Raw genomic sequence first — 19,495 nt, forward strand, 5'->3', positions numbered from 1 at the left:
GAATTGACCACTATCCGTCTCTCAAAATTGGTTGTCGTTCAGAGTGCCGTGCTGGATACAGCGGATGCGTTCAGCAGATGCCCGCCGTTCTGACCCTGGTTCACGACCTTTTGGCCGCTGGCGCAGTCGTGGATCCAATAGATGTCAGAGAGACAACGATAGGATCCCGTGTTGGAACTATCGTCGTCCAACGAGCAGGCCGTCGCCATCGAACGGAGCGGGAGAGACACGAACGTCGTCACCCTGGCGTTCGACCTCGGCGTCGCGCCTCGCGCCGGTTCCGGGGTCAACCCACTCGAAGAAATCGACAGTCGGAGGGTCACGGAGCGTCAGACGGTGGCCGTCGACCGCGTATACGAGGAGGGCATCCGCGAGCACCGCTGCTTCGACGCCCGATTCGTCAGTTACGAGGAGCTCGGGTCGAGGTTCCAGTGAGTCGAACGCGAATCCGTCGAGAATCTCGCGTAATCGGGCGTAATCTTCGGCGCCTCGGAATTCGAGGGCCTCACGCCACGTTGCCGACTTGCCCCACCGGTCTTCTCCGGCCTCGAACGCGTCTCCTTCCCGGTGCCAGTTCCAGATGCCGAGTGCGCCGTACGTGAGCCCGGCATTCGCGCCCGCGAGGACGCTCACCCAGCCCGCCGCCCGAACGGTCCTACGATCGATTCGCTCGTCTGGGTCCCGGTTGTACATGTCCTCGTACGGCGGCTCGCCGTTGAGAACGGGCCGCGGCGGGTCCAGCGTTCTGGTACTGTGTGCCTGGCTGCGGGGGCCGGTGAGGTCGGTCGAGTGTCCCGACTGGTACATGTGGAAGTGGAGCCAGTCCTCGTCGTTCGCGATCGCCGGCGTCACTTGGCCCCCGGGCTGATGGACGGTCAAGGGCGGATGCGTACAGGCGTCGCGGAGTCCCTCCGCGGCCGCTCGATAGACTTGTAGTGACTCCTCGTCGAACTCGGAGTCCCCCGAGACGAGCCAGACGGTCCCGTATGCACCGTAGCGGGCGCCCAGATACCGTCCGAGCCGTCGTGCCTGCGCGGCAGTCATCGGGTGGCGGTCCGCGTAGACGTAGTCCCAGCTCGCGTTCGCCCCGGGGACGTAGTCGAACCAGAGTGCGACGAGCGCCGGCACGATGCCGCGGTCGTGGGCCATCGCGACGAGGCCGTCGAGCGCCTCGAAGTACTCGGGATCCGGAGAATCCATCTCCCAGTCCGCGCCGAACGGGAGCCTGTCGTGGGGAATCGAGGCGTCGTGTTGTGCGAGCGCGTTCACCTGTACGACGTTGTAGCCGAGTTCCGCGCGGTGGTCGAGATAGTCCGCCCACTCCTCCGGAGTCGCGCGCGTGCTCGCCGACCAGGCGGTGTCCCCGAGCCAGAAGAAGGGCGTCCCGTCCGCGTGGCGGAGGGTACGCTCGTCCGCGACGAGGTAGCCGTGCTCGTGAAGCGCGGTTTCAGTCCGGTTCGTCGTCGCCTCGAACGTCCCGCTCTCGCGGAGTTCCGGATCAGTCGAGTGGGTCTCCCAGGTCCACCGACCTTGTGATGGCGGTGCGAAGCGCACGCGAACGGTGCCGTCCCCGTATCGGAACCCCGACACTTCGTGCGTTGTACCCGATTCGTGTTCGAACGTGGCAGTCAGCAACTCGTCGCCGTACGCGTTCTCGTGTGAATTGGCAGGCTCGAATTTCCATTCGACTGGCTGCCATCGCTGAGCCATGTATGCCGTATCCTCCACGCGTTACAAAACCGTTCGTGACTCGGCTATCTCCGAGGATGACCTCCGTGCGAGAGGTTACGAAAAGGCGATTCTGAAACCGTGTTCGAGCTCCGCATCTCGAGAGAGTTGCCGAGAATCTCGCGAAATCGAACGAGGATGCGGCTGCGAGTCAGCGAACGCAGTAGTCCCGATAGCCCAAGTTCGATCCATGCCCGAGCCCTGGATTTCACTCTTCACCACTCGTGTCACTGTGTTACGCTCTAATTGGCGCGACTGGTTCGTCCAGGAAGCGGTCGAGGACACCGGTCGCGACTACAGGGAACGAACGGCCGTTTTCACCCCTGTTTTTTGTCGGGAGGTCGCCGCAGGCGACCCCCGAGGAAAATGACGGATCCGGAGCGGCTTTTTGCGCGGGAGACGGAGGAACGGGCGTGACCGACGCACATCGACGAGTGGCGGTGGCCGAGCGGGCAGCGAGAGCAGGCGGCGCCGTCGCTCGCCAGGCCTTCCGGGGCGAGCTCGACGTCGAGACGAAAGCCGACAAGAACGACCTGGTGACCGAGTCCGACAGGGACGCCCAGCGCCAGGTGGTCTCGACGATCCGCGGGGAGTTTCCCGGCGACGCGGTCGTCGGCGAGGAAGACGCGGTGCCGCTGGGGACGCCGGGCGAGGAGGTCGAGATCCTGTCGGAGGTGCCAGAGAGCGGGGACGTGTGGGTGGTCGACCCGATCGACGGGACGGCGAACTTCGCGCGCGGCCACCGGACCTGGGCGACGGCGGTTGCCGCGGTGACCGACGGCGAGGTCGTCGCGGCGGCGACGTACCTCCCGACGACCGAGGACCTGTACGCGGCGGCGGAGACGGGGACTCGCAACGGGAACGCGCTGGAAGTGAGCGGCCGAACTGACCCCGAGACGTTCGCCGCGGCGTCGGTCGGGCGCTTCGAACGCGGGGCGGGCGCGGACCTGGGCGCTGTCGCGGCCGCGACGGTCGATCGGCTGGGGGACTTTCGACGGTTCGGGAGCATGCAGTCGACGCTCGCGTTCGTCGCGAGCGGGGAACTCGACGCCGCGTTCTCGACGTACACGCCGGACCCGTGGGACTCGCTGGCCGGGATCCACCTCGTCAGGCGGGCCGGCGGGACGGTGACGGACCTGGAGGGCGAGCAGTGGACGCCGGACCGCGAAGGGGTCGTCGCGAGCAACGGCCAAGCGCACGACGCGGTCTGCGAGGTGGCGCGAGCGGCGGCATCGCGGTAGAGCAGCGCCGTCGCGCTACCAGCACGCCGTGGTCGCGGTCGCGCTCGACGTGCGCACGGGACCGGAAGGCTAAACAGCCAGACGCGACGGATTGAGGGCATGGAAAGCGAGCAGGTAGTGTCCGAGCGGGGCTGGCTCGCGGCGTTCGCCGCTGCGCTGGTGGCGCTGGTCGGCGGCTCAGTCGTGGCCACCGAACGAGTCTACGACGAGTTCGTCTGGCAGTACTTCTGGGGCCCGATCTACTCGGACGCCAACAACGCGCGGTGTGCGGTCAGGACCGGCGAGGGGACCGAACTGCTCGGGAGCACCGCGGCCTGTCAGGCGGCCGAGGCGTCGGGCGTCGTCGCGTACACCGGGTACAGCACCGTCTCCACGGTCGGGTACATGGTCGTGCTGGTGTTCATGCTGGCCGGGGTCTACTTCCTGCTCGACCGGCTGGACGTGGGCGAGGACAAACGACTGTTCCTCTCGCTCGTCCCGTTCATGCTGTTCGGCGGCGCCGTCAGGGTCGTCGAAGACGTGACCGACGCCGCCGCCGGCGCCGGCGTCGAACCCGTCATCAGCTACCCGCTGAACGTCCTGTTCATCAGCCCCGTGATCTACGTGACGGTGTTCGTGATCACGCTGGGGGCGCTGCTAGTGAGCCTGCGGCTCGAATCCCAGGGCGTCGTTGAGAACAGATACCGGGCGATGGCGGGGATGGGCCTCGGCGTCCTCGCGCTCACGCTGGCGTACCTCTTTTTCGTCGCGGCGACGCGGGAGTACGCCGAGTTCTACCCGCAGATACTGGTGGTCGACCTGGGACTCGCGTCCGTGCTCGCGTACGGGATCTACGTCGGCGCCGACCGCTACGAACCGGAGATCAACGAGGGGACCGGCCTGGTCGGGCTCGGGATCCTGTGGGCGCACGCGGTCGACGGCGTCGCGAACGTGGTCGCGGCCGACTGGCTCCCGGAGCTGGGTCACCCGATAGACGCCTACGGCGCGAAACACGTCGCGAACCGGGCGATCATCGGCATCACCGAGACGATACAGCCGTCGTCGGTGTCGGCGGTGATCGGTACCTCGTGGCCGTTCCTCGTCGTGAAACTCGCCGTCGCGGTGGGGATCGTCTGGCTCTTCGACGAGCACATCTTCGAGGAGAGTCCCCGCTACGCGGTTTTGCTGCTCGTCGCCGCCGCGGCCGTCGGCCTCGGCCCCGGGACGCGGGACATGCTGCGCGTCACGTTCGCCATCTGAATCGGGGCTGGACCGAACCGAACGCTCGCGTCGGCGCTACCGCTACGAAGCCGGCGAGGAATCGACGAAAACGGGGCCGTCAGACCTTTTCGAGGGCCGACTCGGGATAGTACCGGCTCCCGCAGGTCGGGCACTCCGCCACGGTCAACTCGTCGCCCGTCGACGGCGACGCGACTTCCGTCCGCACCAGTTGCTGATTGCAGTCTGTACACGGGAGGTCGAACTCTGATACCATGATGCGCTCCTCTGACGGACCGCTTCGGGCTTGCAGAAGCGACGCCAGGTGCCGTGTGAACCATCTGCACCCTTCGCCATAAATCCTCGTATTAGTCTATTTACTTGCATATTACACGCCGTCTGCGGATCGAGAAAAACGGTCGCCGAACCGGTCCTGTGAGCGGCCGGTATGGGTCCAGGCCGAGCGGGACGGCCCTCCGTCAGGGATAGGGGTGGTGGTCGCGGTCGAGCGCGGGTTCGAAGCCCATGTCGGCCGGGACGCTCCGCGCTCGCTCGCCGAAGTAGGGGTCGCCGAAGAAGAGCGGCTGGGCGCCGGGGACGACGACGCGGACGGCCTCGAAGCCCAGTCGCTGGACGTCCCGCGTGGTCGTCCGGGCGCCGTAGACCGACATGCCGGCCGCGACGACGCGGTCGAGGACGGCGTCGAGGTGGTCGCCTCCTTCCGGGAGCGTCTCCGGGCCCACGGAGTCGGCGGACACCCGCTTGTCGGGGCTGACGAACTCGTCGACGACCGGGGGCCGGTGGGCGTAGTGACCGATGGCGCCGTCTGTCGCGGCCGCGTCCTCCTCGCCCATTCCGTCGAGTTCGACCCAGTTCTGGACCGCCTCGGCGAGGGCGTTCCTGGCCGCGCGGCCCGCGTCGAGGTGGGCCGCGGTTCCGAGCGCGAGCTTCGGCCACTCCTCGCGCGTGACCGCGACGGCGACGACCGGCACGTCGACGTCCTGGGTCAGGAGCAACGCGGTGGCATCAAGCCCCTCGGCACCGGCGCGGGCGGCGAGACGCTCGTAGCCGCCGTCGGCCACGTCGAGGCCGAGCGGGTCGAACGTCGAGTACCAGGCGATCGTCGTCGCGTCGCGCTCGACCACCTCGTAGAGGCCCGAGAGCATCGCCTCGACCGAGGAGTTGCCGAGTCCGAGCCCGGTCGTGATGGCGGGGCGGATCGTCCGCTCGGGCGGCGGGTAGTGGACGATCTCGGCGGGGAGCGAGACCGGCTGTTCGGTCACGAGGTCGGTCCCGCGGACCCACGGGCGCTCGGCGCGGTCGCCGCCGGCGTCGACGCCGTCCTCGCCGTTCCCGATCCAGCTATCGGGTCGGACGAACGACGAGGGCGCGACGGCGTCGGCCAGTTCCGTCGCGGCGGCGCGCTTGAACTCCGCCGCGTGGTAGACGCCCGCGCAGTAGCGCTCGTAGGCCTCGCCGAGCGCCTTCATGAACGCGGCGTCCCAGCCGGGATCGACGCCGGCGGCCTGGCGCGAGGCCGTCGCGTCCGCGAACGCGCTCGTGTCGCAGATCTGCGCGAGGTAGTACGGCGCCGGGTACGACTCGGCTTCGCCGACCTGCTGGACGACGCCGACGCGGTCGTCGAGACCGACCTCGGCCCGCGTGAGCGCCCGCTCGACGTCGCGGTCGAGGTAGCCCCTGTCGAGCACGCGGTCGCGGCCGTCGCCGCAGTCACACCCCGGGACGGCCAGGAACTCGCGCTCTGCGTGTGGGAGTTCGACGACCGCGCCGAGGGGGTCCGGTTCGGCGGGGTCGAGGAGCTGGGCGGCGCGGCGGCCGGCGACGGCGCCGGCGAACCTGGCCGTGGCGTCCGACGGTGCGGCCGTCGGGTCGGCGTCCGCCTCGACGTTCGACTCCACGCGGGCGGAGAGACACCGATAGCAGGCGCCCTCGGGGTCGAACCCGGCGACGGAGGCGTCGACGACGGGGACGCCCCCGATCCCACCGAGTTCGATCGCGAACCAGGGGACCCCCGTGTCGCGCGCCCGGTCGTTCGCTCGTTCGAAGGTCGCCGCGCCGGCGCGGTCGACGACGACGCCGAGGCGCGTTCCCACGTCGATGTCGTCGACGCCGACGCGTTCGACTGGTTCGTCTACGTCGCCCAGCGCCGCCTCGACGGCCGCGGCGGCCGGGCCCGATCCGACGAGTCCGACTGTCATGCGTGCCCGGAGGCGGCGACGGGTAGAAAAGCCCGGGGACTCACTCGTCGAGGCGCTCCTGGGCCATCGCGGCCAGCTCGGGGAGGTCGGCCTCGGCCATCTCGTCGTCGCCGGGACGCAGGCGCAGGCGCGGCCGGCCTACGTCGATAGGGACCTTCTCCGTCTGGACGAGGCCACTGTCCTCGAGGCGCGTCTTCATCCGCGAGAACGTCGCCTTGCTGGCCAGCCCCACGTCCTCGCCCCACTTGCTCATGTCGTAGAGCAACTGGCCGTTGCGCGCGGCGACCAGCAGAGCGATGGCGACCTCGTCGAGCCCCTCGCCGTCGCCCTTGGCGACGGACAGCGAGTCGAGCAGGCCGTCGAAGTCCTCGGCGGTGTCGGCTCCGATGTCGGCAGCGAGCGTCTCGCGGACCCGCGACAGCGGCGGCGTCCGGAGGGAGAACTCCTCGGCGTCGTCCCACTCGGCGGCGTAGCGGTCGCGCATCGCCGTCACGAACTCCTCGTCGGTCGCGGTGAGGCCGCCGACCCGGTCGTCGGCAGCGATCAGGGACACGACGCTCGACTCCGTCACGAGCAGGGAGGCCTCCGGCGCGTCGTCGAGCACGCGCAGCCCGAGCGTGTCCGCGGCCACGAGGTCGGCGGCGTGGCCGGCGACGATGAAGTCGGCCATCACGTCCTTGATCGGATCGCCCGGTGCCAGCAGCCGGACCGTCGGGGGATCGGCCACGTCGTGGAGCCGGAATATCAGTTCCGTGAGAGTCTCTCGTGTGGGGTTGACCGCGTATACGAGGCCGCTACTGTCCCGAAAGACGCCCGCGAGAACGGCACCGACGTCGTCCTCCAGAAAGTTCGAACTCATCTGATAGCTGCGGTATTTCGGATTATCACACTTAATTTTACCGCCCGTCGGCTGTGAATCGACCCTATCGCTCCGGTTTGACCGGGTCTCGGGCGGTCTGTCGTTGGTGCGGGTGGCGGAGTCGGTATTGAGACCGCTCGGTCTGCCTGTCGGCGGAGCCCGTTGGCTCGCCGAAAAGGTAGATTATTGACGGGCCGCCGCCGACACTCCAGTACAGATGAACTACGACACAGTCCGGGCCGTGGACCCGGAGATCGCCGACGCGCTCGAAGCCGAAGTCGAGCGACAGGGCGACACGCTGGCGATGATCGCCAGCGAGAACCACGTCAGCGAGGCCGTACTCGAGGCGCAGAGTTCCGTCCTCACGAACAAGTACGCCGAGGGGTATCCCGGCTCGCGCTACTACGGCGGCTGCGAGCACGCCGACACGGTCGAACAGGCCGCGATCGACCGCGCGAAGGAGCTCTGGGGCGCCGAGTACGTCAACGTTCAGCCCCACTCGGGCTCGCAGGCCAACATGGCGGTCTACACGGCCGTCCTCGACCCGGGCGACAAGATCCTCTCGCTCGACCTGACCCACGGTGGCCACCTCAGCCACGGTCACCCGAAGAACTTCGCCGGTCAGGTCTACGAGGTCGAACAGTACGAGGTCGACCCCGAGACGGGCCGCCTCGACTTCGAGGAGATCCGCGCCCAGGCCGAGGACTTCGACCCCGACATGATCGTCTCGGGCTTCTCGGCGTACCCGCGCGAGGTCCAGTGGGACGAGTTCCAGGCCATCGCCGACGACGTCGACGCCTACCACATGGCCGACATCGCCCACATCACGGGCCTGGTCGCCGCGGGCGTCCACGATTCGCCGGTCGGGATCGCCGACTTCGTGACGGGCTCGACGCACAAGACCATCCGCGCCGGCCGCGGCGGCATCATCATGGCCGACGAGGAGTACGCCGACGCCGTCGACTCGGCGATCATCCCCGGCACGCAGGGCGGTCCCCTGATGCACAACATCGCCGGCAAGGCGGTCGGGTTCAAAGAGGCCCTGCAGCCGTACTTCGAGGAGTACGCCGAGCAGACCGTGAAGAACGCGCAGGCGCTCGCCGACCACCTGCAGGAACACGGCTTCTCGCTGGTCTCCGGTGGCACCGACAACCACCTCGTGCTCGTCGACCTGCGCGACTCGCACCCGGACGTGACGGGCAAGCAGGCAGAGGAAGCCCTCGAAGACGTGGGGATCGTCCTCAACGCCAACACGGTCCCGGGCGAGACGCGCTCGCCGTTCGTGGCCTCGGGCATCCGCGCCGGCACGCCCGCGCTGACCACGCGCGGCTTCGACGAGGACGCCACCGAGACGGTGGGCCACTGCATCGCCGAGGTCATCGACAATCCCGACGACGAAGACGTCAAGGCCGAGGTCGCCGAGATCGTCCAGGGTCTCACCGAGGAGCACCCCCTCTACGGCGACGACGGCGAAGGCCTCGTCTTCGAGTAAGGGCCGCATCTGCGGTGTCCGTTCGACCCGTTCTTCCGCGCTGAATCCACAGTTCCCGTTCGCCACGGTTGTTCCGCGCCGAACCCCCTGTCGCCGATCCCACGCACGCCGTCGCCGCTATCTGATCTCGTCGGACTGGACGGCGTCGCTCTCGCGGACGGTCACGCCGTCGATCCGGATCTCGCCGGTTCCGTCGACGGTCACCGTGTGGTCGGGGACGTCGAACGTGAGTTCCCAGTCGTCGGTGTCCGTCTCGGCCATCGCGCGGATGGCGTCGGTGGCCACGTAGTCGTGCAACGAGTAGTCGAGTTCGTGCGGTTCGACCCCCTCGACCGTGGCGAGGGCGCCGACGAGTTCCAGAGTGATGTCGTCGGGTTCGGTCACGACTGCCCCCTCGCGGACTCTTCGAGTCGCTGGCACTCCTGGACGAGTTGCGGCGGAAGCTCGCTAGCGTGCGCATGCAGCGCTTCGAAGACGATCTGGACCTCTTCGAACGCTGGCCCGCGCTCGACGGTGAGCGGTTCGCGCTCCCACTCGACGAAGCCGCGTTCCGCGAGCATCGGGAGGTGCGTGTGCACGAGGTCGACGTACAGGTCCTCCGGGTCGCGGAGTTGGTACGGTGGGTTCGCCGCTTCGGGGAGGGAAAGCTGCCGGCCGGGCGGGGCCTCCATGAGCGCGACGACGATCTGCCTCCGCGGCTCCGCGGTGAGCGCGCGGAATGCGTGGTTCCAGCGCTCGATCATCTCGGACGCACGCTGGTCACTCTCGCTCGGCATATCGTGGTGCACGTTCTCATACAACAAAGGTTTTCCGCGCCGCGACCAGACGGCTGTGAGCCCGTTCCGCCCGTCGGAGACACGTTTTTCAGCGAACAGGGCGGAGTCGTCGATATGCCCGGCCCTCTTGCAGCCGACCCCGACCCCGACCCACCTGCGCTCGACACGTTCGCGCCCGACCGACGGACCGTCCTTCGGGGGGCCGCGCTCACGCTCGTCGGCCTCGCCGGCTGCGCGACCGAGGGAACCGGCACCGATCCGGACTCGGGCGGCGACCAGCCCACGAACGCAGAAGCGACGACCACCACTGCGGAGTCGGCGAGTCCGGCCGACGAGACGGCCTCGACGACCACCGACCGTGGGGAGCCGACGACCGACGGACGGGAGCCGACGAGCGACGAACGGGAGACGACAAGCGACGGGACGGCGACGCCCGAGTACGACCTCCGCGAGGCCAACGTCACCGCCGTCGAGTTCGAGCGATCGAACGACGCGTACCGCTTCTCGGTCACGCTCTACCACGACGACGACGGCGAGGAGGGGTACGCCGACTGGTGGCAGGTCGAGTCCCTCGACGGCGACCGGCTCGGACGGCGCGACCTCGCGCATCCTCACTCGACGGATCCGTTCACCCGTTCTGGGACCATCGAAGTGCCGGAGGATCTCACCTGCGTGGTCGTCCGCGGGCACGACCAGACCCACGGCTACGGCGGGCGAGCGATGCTCGTGAACCTCGATAGCGGAGAAACCGGGGGCGTCGAACAGGGATCGGAGCCGTCGTCGTTCGACGAGAGCGACTGCCCGTAGGGCGCAGTCGGGCCACGAGGACCGTCGTCGCACCGTAGACGGGCGGTTTATACCGTTTCGCGCCACAATCTCTGGTATGACCGACCTCGACGCCGTCGACCGGGCGATCCTCAACGCCTACCAGGGCGGGTTCCCGGTCGTCGCGGACCCTTACGAACCAGCGGCCGCTGCGCTCGCCGACCACGGCGTGGACGTGAGCGCCACGGACCTCCACGAGCGCCTCGCCGCACTCGACGAGGAAGGCGTCCTCACGCGGTTCGGCGCGCTGATAAACGCCGAGGCGATCGGCGGGACGGCGACCCTCGTCGCGATGCACGCGCCCGAAGAGCGCTTCGACGAGGTGGCCGAACAGGTGAACGCACACTCCGAAGTCGCGCACAACTACGAGCGCGAACATCCGCACCTCAACATGTGGTTCGTCGTCAGCGTGGCCGAAGAGGACCGCGTCGACGAGGTGCTCGGCGAAATCGAGGAGGAGACCGACCAGGAGACGTACAACCTCCCCAAACAGCGGGAGTTCCACGTCGGCGCGAAGTTCCCCGTCGAGGGTCCCCTGGAGGACGTCGACGGCGGGATCGACCTGTCGGGCCTGGGTCCCGACGTGGAGCCGGAAGACCGGGACAGCCTGACGCCGCGCGAGCGGGACCTGGTCGTCGAGATCCAGGGCGGCCTCCCGACCACGCGAACGCCCTACCGGGACGTGGCCGCAGCGCTCGACGAGGACGTCGAGTGGGTGCTGGAGACGATCAAGCGCTTCGACGCGGAGGGGAAGGTTCGCCGCGTCGGCGTCATCCCGAACCACTACTCGCTGGGGTACTCGGAGAACGGCATGACCGTCTGGAACGTACCAGACGAGGTAGTCGACGAGGTCGGCCCCGAGATCGCCGCGTTCGACTTCGTGACCCACTGCTACCGGCGACCCCGTCACGAGGGGGTCTGGCCGTACAACTTCTTCGCGATGACCCACGGCCGCAGCGAGGAAGAGAGCGAGGCCCGCGTCGAGCAGGTCCGCGAGAAGATGGCCGAACACTGGGACGTGACCGACGAGGACTGGGACACGCTGTTCTCGACGGGCATCCTGAAGAAGACCGGCATCCGCATCGAGGAACGCGCGGACGCCAACACCGCCTGAGACGATGGTGACGAGGCACGACACGTGATTCCACTGCTCCACGACTTCGACGGCGAGACGGTCCTCGTGTTCGGCGGGGGCCGCGTCGGCGCGCGGAAAGCGCGCCGCTTCGCCCGCGAGGCGCGGGTCGTCGTGGTGAGCCCGGCGTTCGCCGACGCTGACGGCGACAGGTCGGACGGCAACAGTTCGAACGGCGACGGGACGGACGGGAAGACCCACTTCGGCGACGCCGAACTGGTCCGCGAGGCGCCCGATCCCGGGGACGTGCCCGACTGGTTCGACCGGGCGAACCCGGCTCTGGTCGTCGCGGCGACGAGCGACGCCGACCTGAACGAACGGATCGAGGAGGTGGCTCGCGAGCGAGGCGTGCTCGTCAACCGGGCCGACGAACACGGCGGACGCGACCCGGGGAGCGTCGTCGTGCCCGCGACGGTGCGGGACGACCCGGTCGTGGCCGCCGTCGCGACGGGCGGGGCGAGCCCTGCGCTGAGCCGGCACCTCCGCGAGCGGATCGAGACGGAGATCGCCGACGCGGGCGCGATGGCGCAACTCACGGGAGAGATACGCGAGGAGTTACAGCGCGAGGGCGTCGCTCCAGACCGCCGTCGCGAGGCCGTGCGGGCGGTTGTCAGGTCGGACGCGGTTTGGAAGGCTTTAGATAGTGGGATACCCAAAGCTCGACAAGTGGCAGCGGACGTGATCACGGACGTGACGGGTGAGACAGCGTGACGGTCGGCACGGGCGTCATCTCCGGCGCGAGCGTCGATATCGACCGCGCGACGGTCGACGAACTCGAGGCCGCGTCCGTCGAGAGCCAGCGCGCGGCCGTCGAGCGCCTGCTCTCGGTCCCGGCGGTCGAGGAGGCGTACGTCCTCCAGACCTGCAACCGGGTGGAGGCCTACGTCGTCACGAGCGACGGCCCGGACGGTCGCGCCGCGCTCGACGTGTTTTTCGACGCGGTATCCGAGGACGTCCTCGTCGAACTGGGACACGAGGAGAGCCTGCGGCACCTGATGCGCGTCGCCGCCGGCCTCGAATCGATCGTCGTCGGCGAGGACCAGATCCTCGGCCAGGTCAGCACCGCGTACGAGGACGCCCTCGCCGCGGGCGGCATCGGCCGGATCCTCGAAGCCGGCGTGACGAAGGCCGTCCACGTCGGCGAGCGTGCCCGGACGGAGACAGCCATCAACGAGGGGTCAGTGTCGCTCGCTAGCGCCGCGGTCAAGCTGGTCGACGAAGAGGTCGGCGTCGACGGGACCGACGCCCTGGTCGTCGGCGCCGGCGAGATGGGGCGGCTCGCCGCCCAGTCGCTCGCGCCGCGCGTCGACCACCTCTACGTCGCCAACCGGACGACCCAGCGGGCCGTCCACCTCGCGGACACCGTCGACGCCGACGCGACCGTCGTCGACCTAGACGACGTCGCCGGCGTCGTCGCCGACGCCGCCGTCGTCGTGACGGCAACCGGGAGCCCCGACTACGTCTTCGAGAAGTCGACCGTCGCCGGCGCCGGCGAGACGTTCGTCGTCGACATCGCCCAGCCGCGCGACGTACCGCCGACGGTGACCGAACTCCCGGACGTGACCGTTCGCGACCTGGACGCGCTGAAGACCGTCACCGACGAGAACCGCGCCCAGCGCGCGGAGGCGGCGACGGTCGTCGAGGACATGATCGACGTCGAGTTCGACAACCTGATCGCCCAGTACAAGCGAAAGCGGGCGGACCGGGTCATCTCGGCGATGTACGAGAGCGCCGAGCGCGTCAAGGCCCAGGAGGTCGAGACGGCGCTCGGCAGGGCGGACCTCGACGAGGACCAGCGCGAAGTCGTCGAGGCGATGGCCGACGCCATCGTCAACCAGTTGCTCGCCGCGCCGACCAAGAGCCTGCGCGACGCCGCCGAGGAGGACGACTGGTCGACCATCAACACCGCGCTCCAGCTGTTCGACCCCGAGTTCGGCGCCGAAGCGGACGGCGACGACGTCGACGGCGTGGAGATCCCCGAACACATCCGCGACCAGATGCCCGACGCCGTCTTCGATCAGCTGGGCGACGACTAAGAGTAGCTGTTCTCGGTTTTCTCTCCGATTTCGGCGGCGTGAGTGAATGGGTTCGTAGAACCGCGGACTCGATCGTAGCCACGAACAGCGTGAAAGCCCCCGGACGCTCCGGTCCCGGGGCTCGCTGCGCTCCTCGGTCGCTTCGCTCCCTGCGGTGCTTTCTTCGCCCGGGTTCCCGGAGCGCCCGGCCCCTTTCATTCCCACCCGCACAGACTGATCGACTGGCCGAAGCGGGCGGGAATGAAAGGGGCGACGCGTTCGACGAAGGCAGACGAAGCAAGCACCGCAGCGGAGCGAGGAGCGCAGCGAGTCTCCCGAGTCGAACGCGTCGGGGCTTTCACGCTGTTCGCGGTCCCAGTTCGAGTAGCGGTCGTCTCTGCAGCGGGAATCTTTCCGACTCGAACACATCGGCCGAACTTTCATGCGGGTTCCGACCCACGGTTTTCACATGGCAGACCTGCTCTCTGACGACGAGATCGAAGAGCGACTACCGGCGGAGTGGGAGCGCGACGGCGACGAGATCGTCCGGACCTACGAGTTCGACGCGTACCTCGACGGCGTCGGCTTCGCCGCGGGCGCGGGCGGGGTCGCACAGGACGCCTTCCACCACCCAGAGATGACCATCGGCTGGCGCGAGGTCGAAGTGCGGCTGACCACCCACGACGAAGGGGGCATCACCGACAAGGACATCGAACTCGCCGAGCGGTTCGACGACCTGCAGTAGATGGCGACGGGAGACGACGAGGGGAGGGGTGACGACGGGTCCGCGACGGGGACCGACCCGGAGGCGGCGTACGTGTTCCGGGTGACGGTCCGGCTCGACCCCGACGTGGAGGGGGTCTGGGCGAACCCGGACACGTTCCAGACGACGGTCTTCCGGCGGGCGGACCCGCCGGGCGAGCCCGGGTGGCTCTACTTCCGGGACAACCTGTGGCGGGGCGAGTGCGGAGACGAGGCGTACATGCGCGAGGTGACCGAGGACGCGCTCGGCACGCCGGTCGCGAGCGTCTCGTTCAGCGAACTCCGGACCACGGAGGCCTATCTCGAAGACCTGCGTTCGGCCATCGCCGACGACCTGGACCTGTTCAACGCGTCGACGGTCGACGAGGTCCTGTCGAAGTACCTCGGGAGTTCGATCCACGTCACCGAGGAAGTGTAGCCGTGGGCGACGGAGGGCGACAGCGTCACGGGAGGAATCCGAGCGCCTGGGCGACGAACCCCACGTAGGTCCCGAGGGCGTTCAACACGGCGAGGGCGACGGGGAGTCCCGCGGCGACCAGCGCCTGGCGGCGGGTGAGCCCGCGGGCGCACTCGGCAGCGACGATCCACAGGTAGGCCATCCAGAGCGTGAACAGCGGGCGGAGCAGTCGCACACCGACGTAGGCGGGGTCGCCCATCACGGAGGAGCGGACCCACTCCTCGACGGCGGCCTCGGAGCCGAACGTCGGCGCGTCGACGAAGAGCGCGGTGACGACGACCGCCACCACGACAGTGGGAACGAGCGTCGGGACGAGCGTCCACCCGACGAACGCGAGGACGCGGCGGAACGGGCCCTCGCCGTCGAAGTAGATCGAGACGAGGTAGACGACGGCGGCGACCCCGACCCAGAGTGCGAGGTAAACCACGGGCGTCAACCCCAGCGAGAGGACGAACTGGCGGGGCGCGGCGACGCGCTGGTCGCCGGCGGCGTAGACCAGCGACCCGGCGTCGACCCGGCCGACCAGCCCGCTGAACGCCCGGAGGATGACCGCCATCGTCGCGAGCACGATCAACGCGTGGAGGGCGACGACGATCGTGGGGCCGACCAGCGATGGGTCCTCCCGTCGGCGTTCGAAGAACGTCCGGGGGTCCGTGACCAGCGTCGACAGGCGCATCGTTCGTCCGGACGCTGGACCGTCTGTGCCATAAATCTGCCCGGTCCGTGGCGCTGGCGGCGGCGGTTCGCACCCGGCGCGGCGATCCCGCCAGAAGGTACTTACAGCGCAGTCCCCAACTAGAACGATCCAATGGCCGGTGACGCGTACGATTTCTGGTTGTTCGACCTCGACGGGACGGTCGTCGACGTCGACCCCGACTACCCCCGGAAGGTCGTCGGTGAAGTGGGAGACCGGCTCGGGTTCAGCTTCACGGACCGCGAGGCCGACCACCTGTGGTACGGCGTCGGCGGCGCGCGAAACGACGTGTTCTCCCGACGCGACCTCGACCCCGACGAGTTCTGGGAGACGTTCCACGAGGTCGAGGACCCGGTCGCCCGGGCCGAGTCGTCGTTCGTCTACGAGGACGCCGCGGCGTTCATCAGCGAACTCGACCGTCCGACCGGCGTGGTCACCCACTGCCAGTCGTACCTGACCGGGCCGCTGCTCGACCACCACGACATCGCCGACTGGTTCGACGCGGTCGTCTGCTGCGACGACGACATCGGCTGGAAGCCCGACCCGACCCCGGTCGAACTGGCGATGAACCGCATCGGTGTGGGGTACAACGGCCACGAGGGCGCCCTCGTGGGCGACGACCCAGACGACACCGGCGCCGCCTGGAACGCCGGCATCGACGCGATCCACGTCGACCGCGTCGACGCCGTCGAACGCGGTCAGTGCGTCCTCGGCGACCGCCGCATCGGCGGGTTCGGCGAACTCTGAGCGCGCCGAGAGGGTGCGGCTAACTCTGAGCGCGTCGAGAGGGTGCGGCTAACTCTGAGCGCGTCGAGGGGTTTCCCCAGCTACTGGCTCGCTCGGCTCACTCGCTCTCGAAGCCGTCGAGCCCACCGAGCACGTCGGCGAGGTCGCCGAGCCGGTCGTCAACCGCTCTCACACTCGCCTTGTCCATCCGCTCGGGATTCGCGAGCACGCGAACGGACTGCGTCCCGACGGGGACGAACCCCAGGCCCAGTTTCGACGCCGTCGCGCGCAGCCCGAGCCCGACGTCGGCGTCGCCCGCAGCGACGGATCGGGCGGGGCTCTCGAAGGCTCGCGCGGCCAGCTCGAATCCCGAAATGGAGTCGGTCACGTCCCGCCGGTCCACGCCCCGCTCCTCGGCCAGTTCCGCCAGCGCGTTCGAGAGACTCGTCCGGAGACCGGACTCGGTCCCCCGGTTCACGAACGACAGGTCGCGGTCCACCAGGTCGCCGAGCCCCTCGACGCCCTCGGGGTTCCCGTCGGGGACGACGAGGCCCCACTCGCGCGTCCAGCCGCCGAGGTCGACGGCGTCGGCCACGGCTTCGCGCTCGGCGTCGAACGGACCGGCGACGACGGCGACGTCGGGGAGCCCGTCTCGAAGCTGTCGGAGCCCACCGCGAGACCCGCGAGCGAGATACCGGGGGCGGTCGAGTCGATCCAGCAGTCGCGAGAGCGCGGGGTCGTCCTCGCCGACGCCCAGCAGGGTCGGCGGGCGCACCTCCGGCGAGAACAGGTCGACGGTCACCGGGTCGCCGGCGGCGAGGGCGTTCGTGTCCGCCGGGACGTCAACCACGCCGTCGGCCGCCGTGAGCGTCGTCGTCGCGCCGCTGCCCTTGTCCACGGGGTAGACGAGCGTCTCGCCCGACTCGGCCTCGACGAGGCCGACCGCGAGCAGGCGGCGCCGGCCTTCCTCCGAGCGCTCCGCGGCGGCCATCCGGCCGTCGACGCGGGCTGTCTGCGGTTCAGGCAGTCCCGCGGCGGACCGGATGGCGGGCGCGACGAACGTCCGGAAGATGGTCAGCGCCGAGACGGGGTAGCCGGGGAGGCCGACGTAGGCGGCACCTAACTCGCCGCCTTCGGAATCTGCGTCACCGCCGGTAGCGTCACCGTCACCGTCGATCCGGCCGACGAGCATCGGCTTGCCCGGTTTGATCGCCACGCCGTGGAGCAGGAGTTCGCCGCGCTCCTCGACGACGCGATACACGACGTCGACGGCGCTGGCGCTCGTCGACCCGGAGGTGAGCACCAGATCGCAGTCGCCGGCGGCCTCGACGAGCGTCGTTTCCATGGCCTCCATGTCGTCGCCGACGTGGGGGTAGACGACCGGGTCGCCGCCGGCCTCTTCGACGGCCGAGGCGACGGCGTAGGTGTTCACGTCGTAGATCTGGCCGGCGCCACTGTCGAGGTCACCGCCCGGGCGGACGAGTTCGTCGCCGGTCGAGACGATGGCGACCCGGGGTTTCGTTCGAACCGGTACCTCGTCCACGCCGAGCGCCGAGAGCAGACCGATCTCGCGGGGCGTCAGGCGGGTGCCCGGGCCGAGCGCCCGTTCGCCGGCGGCGACGTCCGCGCCGGCCAGCATGACGTTCTCGCCGGGCGTGACCGCCCTCTCGACGCGGACGGCGCGGTCCGACTGGCTGTCGTCGTCGACCTCGTTCCCGGTCACTTCCTCCGTCCGCTCGACGATCACGACGGCGTCGGCGCCCTCCGGCATGACCGCGCCCGTCGATATCTCCGCAGCTTCGCCGGCGTCGAGGGACACGTCGGGCGTCTCCCCCGCGTGGACGCTCCCGACGACGGGGAGCGTCACGGGTGAATCGTCGGCCCCGTAGGTGTCCGGCGCGCGCACGGCGTACCCGTCCATCGCGGCGCGGTCGAACCCCGGCACGTCCAGGTCCGCGTCGACCCGTTCGGCGAGGACGCGCTCTCGGGCCGCTTCGAGGGGGACGCGCTCGCTCCCGGCCGAGAGATCGAGGGAGGCGACGGTCTCGCGGGCCCGTTCGGGGTCGGCGAGGTCACGGAACTCCTTGCGGTCGCTCATACCGACGCCTCCCAGCGCTCGACGGAAACCGTTTCGCCCGCCGGCACTCGTTCGCGGTCTGTGGGGACGACCACCCAGCCGTCGGCACGGGCGAGCGTCGACAGCGGTTCGTCGGCGACGAGGCGAGCGGTCCGCTCCGTCTCCGCCCCTGACTCGTCGTCGTCCTCGAACGCGACGGGGACGACCGAGGTGAGACCCGACTCGCTGACGACGTCGGTGGCGAGGTCGGCGTCGACGGTCACCGGCGCCGGTGGTTCACGACCGGCGAGGCGGGCGACGGCGGGCGCGACGAACTGCGTCGTCGCCACGAACGCCGCGACGGGGTCGCCGGGTATCGACAGGACGGGGCGCTCACGGACGACGCTCAGGGCGGTGGTTCCGCCGGGTTCGAGCGCGACGCCGTCGACCTCGACCTCGCCGAGGTCGGCTACCACGTCGCGGATCCGGTCGGACTCTCCCGGCCCCGTCCCGCCGACGGTGACCAGGAGGTCCTTCGTCAGGTCGCGCTCGACCGCGGCGCGGAGCGCGTGCGGGGCGGGCTCGACGGGGTCGCGGTAGGTCACCTTGGCGCCGAAACGCTCGGCGAACTCCGCGACCGTCGTCCCGTTCGTCTCGACGGATTCTCCGGGCCGGGGGTCGCCGCTCGTGACGGCTCCGCCGGTCGGGACGATGCCGACGGCGGGGCGCTGGACGACCTCGACGCGGGTGCGACCGACGGCGGTGCAGAGCGCGGGGTCCGACGGTCGCAACCGGTGGCCCGATGGTCGCACGGTCTCGTCGGCGACGACGTCCGCGCCGACGCGGCGGACTCCGACCTCGGGGTCGACCGGGCGGGAAACAGTGAGAGCGTCGTCTGTCGTGTCCGGATCGGCGACCCCGTGGACCGCTTCCGGACCGGCCACCGCGTCGGCCCCCTCCGGCAGTTGGGCGCCGGCTTCCACGGGGACCGCCGTTCCGGGTTCCACCGCGGCGGCGGGGACGGCGTCGGCGGCGTCGGTCGAGACGGTCGCGACGGCGAGTTCCACCGGCGCTTCCGCGCTCGCGTCGGCGGTGTCGGGCGCGCGGACGGCGAAGCCGTCGCGGGCGGCCTGGTCGAATGCGGGGACGGCACGACGGGCGACGACGGGTTCCGCGAGCGGCCGGCTGACGGCGGTGCTGACCGGCAGCGTCTCGGTCCGGTCGGTCGGGGCGACGACGGCGCGCAGTCGGTCGCGGGCCGTCGACGTGGCGGTCCGGTCGGCGGCCGACCGGGGCGGTTCGGTCATACGGACGGT

Annotated in this window: 19 protein-coding genes; 10 read left to right on the top strand and 9 right to left on the bottom strand. The window is 69.7% G+C overall.

Translation table 11 applies throughout. From position 1 onward, the window contains the following. Positions 1 to 177: 177 nt before the first annotated feature. Entirely contained in the window at positions 178 to 1,710 is a 1,533-nt protein-coding gene (locus ACMGFE_RS05465; protein ID WP_436924063.1) for a glycoside hydrolase family 140 protein, read from the bottom strand. Between the two features lie 431 nt (positions 1,711 to 2,141). Between ACMGFE_RS05465 and ACMGFE_RS05470 the strand changes: the two genes are divergently transcribed. Both ACMGFE_RS05470 and ACMGFE_RS05475 read left to right on the top strand, forming a co-directional pair. Continuing rightward, entirely contained in the window at positions 2,142 to 2,969 is an 828-nt protein-coding gene (locus tag ACMGFE_RS05470) for an inositol monophosphatase family protein (protein ID WP_436924064.1), read from the top strand. Positions 2,970 to 3,068: 99 nt separating this feature from the next. Beyond that, entirely contained in the window at positions 3,069 to 4,208 is a 1,140-nt protein-coding gene (locus ACMGFE_RS05475; protein WP_436924065.1) for a DUF63 family protein, read from the top strand. Between the two features lie 79 nt (positions 4,209 to 4,287). Here the strand turns inward: ACMGFE_RS05475 and ACMGFE_RS05480 are convergent, their stop codons facing one another. From ACMGFE_RS05480 to tbsP, 3 genes are all read right to left on the bottom strand, one after another. Continuing rightward, the gene (locus ACMGFE_RS05480) at positions 4,288 to 4,443 is read right to left on the bottom strand and encodes a hypothetical protein (protein ID WP_436924066.1); all 156 of its coding nucleotides are present in this window, start codon (positions 4,441 to 4,443) and stop codon (positions 4,288 to 4,290) included. Positions 4,444 to 4,645: 202 nt separating this feature from the next. Further along, complete coding sequence (locus ACMGFE_RS05485) at positions 4,646 to 6,385, bottom strand: YcaO-like family protein (RefSeq protein ID WP_436924067.1); 1,740 nt, start codon at positions 6,383 to 6,385, stop codon at positions 4,646 to 4,648. A gap of 40 nt (positions 6,386 to 6,425) precedes the next feature. After that, the gene (tbsP, locus tag ACMGFE_RS05490) at positions 6,426 to 7,244 is read right to left on the bottom strand and encodes a transcriptional regulator TbsP (RefSeq protein ID WP_436924068.1); all 819 of its coding nucleotides are present in this window, start codon (positions 7,242 to 7,244) and stop codon (positions 6,426 to 6,428) included. A gap of 217 nt (positions 7,245 to 7,461) precedes the next feature. Here tbsP and glyA point away from each other — a divergent pair, with 217 nt between their 5' ends. Beyond that, positions 7,462 to 8,736 carry a serine hydroxymethyltransferase gene (gene glyA, locus ACMGFE_RS05495; RefSeq protein WP_436924069.1) on the top strand — a complete coding sequence of 425 codons (1,275 nt, stop codon included), beginning with the start codon at positions 7,462 to 7,464 and terminating at the stop codon, positions 8,734 to 8,736. A 117-nt stretch (positions 8,737 to 8,853) separates the two neighbouring features. Here the strand turns inward: glyA and ACMGFE_RS05500 are convergent, their stop codons facing one another. Beyond that, on the bottom strand, positions 8,854 to 9,120 hold the full coding sequence (locus ACMGFE_RS05500) for a HalOD1 output domain-containing protein (protein WP_436924070.1): 267 nt from the start codon (positions 9,118 to 9,120) through the stop codon (positions 8,854 to 8,856). Continuing rightward, positions 9,117 to 9,512: a DUF7344 domain-containing protein gene (locus ACMGFE_RS05505; RefSeq protein ID WP_436924071.1), complete on the bottom strand. Its 396-nt coding sequence runs from the start codon at positions 9,510 to 9,512 to the stop codon at positions 9,117 to 9,119. The genes ACMGFE_RS05500 and ACMGFE_RS05505 overlap by 4 nt, the downstream gene beginning before the upstream one ends. A gap of 114 nt (positions 9,513 to 9,626) precedes the next feature. On the opposite strand from ACMGFE_RS05505, the gene ACMGFE_RS05510 reads away from it, so the two are divergent. The 6 genes from ACMGFE_RS05510 (at position 9,627) to lwrS (ending at position 14,664) form a co-directional block, all read left to right on the top strand. Further along, positions 9,627 to 10,319 carry a hypothetical protein gene (locus ACMGFE_RS05510; RefSeq protein ID WP_436924072.1) on the top strand — a complete coding sequence of 231 codons (693 nt, stop codon included), beginning with the start codon at positions 9,627 to 9,629 and terminating at the stop codon, positions 10,317 to 10,319. 76 nt (positions 10,320 to 10,395) lie between these two features. Next, on the top strand, positions 10,396 to 11,451 hold the full coding sequence (gene ahbB / locus ACMGFE_RS05515; protein WP_436924073.1) for a siroheme decarboxylase subunit beta: 1,056 nt from the start codon (positions 10,396 to 10,398) through the stop codon (positions 11,449 to 11,451). A gap of 24 nt (positions 11,452 to 11,475) precedes the next feature. Next, positions 11,476 to 12,180: a precorrin-2 dehydrogenase/sirohydrochlorin ferrochelatase family protein gene (locus ACMGFE_RS05520; protein WP_436924074.1), complete on the top strand. Its 705-nt coding sequence runs from the start codon at positions 11,476 to 11,478 to the stop codon at positions 12,178 to 12,180. After that, on the top strand, positions 12,177 to 13,505 hold the full coding sequence (hemA, locus tag ACMGFE_RS05525; RefSeq protein ID WP_436924075.1) for a glutamyl-tRNA reductase: 1,329 nt from the start codon (positions 12,177 to 12,179) through the stop codon (positions 13,503 to 13,505). Before ACMGFE_RS05520 ends, hemA begins: the two co-directional genes overlap by 4 nt. A 448-nt stretch (positions 13,506 to 13,953) precedes the next feature. Next, positions 13,954 to 14,229, top strand: a complete 276-nt coding sequence (locus tag ACMGFE_RS05530) for a 4a-hydroxytetrahydrobiopterin dehydratase (protein WP_436924076.1) — start codon at positions 13,954 to 13,956, stop codon at positions 14,227 to 14,229. Next, entirely contained in the window at positions 14,230 to 14,664 is a 435-nt protein-coding gene (gene lwrS / locus ACMGFE_RS05535; protein ID WP_436924077.1) for an LWR-salt protein, read from the top strand. Positions 14,665 to 14,689: 25 nt separating this feature from the next. Here the strand turns inward: lwrS and ACMGFE_RS05540 are convergent, their stop codons facing one another. Further along, positions 14,690 to 15,379, bottom strand: coding sequence for a YIP1 family protein (locus ACMGFE_RS05540; protein WP_436924078.1), 690 nt, complete (start codon positions 15,377 to 15,379; stop codon positions 14,690 to 14,692). Positions 15,380 to 15,511: 132 nt separating this feature from the next. Here ACMGFE_RS05540 and ACMGFE_RS05545 point away from each other — a divergent pair, with 132 nt between their 5' ends. Further along, positions 15,512 to 16,144 carry an HAD family hydrolase gene (locus tag ACMGFE_RS05545; protein WP_436924079.1) on the top strand — a complete coding sequence of 211 codons (633 nt, stop codon included), beginning with the start codon at positions 15,512 to 15,514 and terminating at the stop codon, positions 16,142 to 16,144. Positions 16,145 to 16,241: 97 nt separating this feature from the next. Here the strand turns inward: ACMGFE_RS05545 and ACMGFE_RS05550 are convergent, their stop codons facing one another. Together ACMGFE_RS05550 and ACMGFE_RS05555 are read right to left on the bottom strand one after the other, a co-directional pair. Continuing rightward, positions 16,242 to 18,221, bottom strand: a complete 1,980-nt coding sequence (locus ACMGFE_RS05550; RefSeq protein ID WP_436924080.1) for a molybdopterin biosynthesis protein — start codon at positions 18,219 to 18,221, stop codon at positions 16,242 to 16,244. Further along, a complete protein-coding gene (locus ACMGFE_RS05555; protein WP_436924081.1) occupies positions 18,218 to 19,486 on the bottom strand; it encodes a molybdopterin molybdotransferase MoeA in 1,269 nt (422 codons plus the stop codon). Before ACMGFE_RS05555 ends, ACMGFE_RS05550 begins: the two co-directional genes overlap by 4 nt. Positions 19,487 to 19,495: the final 9 nt, after the last annotated feature.

This window comes from Halosimplex amylolyticum, from assembly GCF_051414035.1.
GTDB lineage: Archaea > Halobacteriota > Halobacteria > Halobacteriales > Haloarculaceae > Halosimplex > Halosimplex amylolyticum.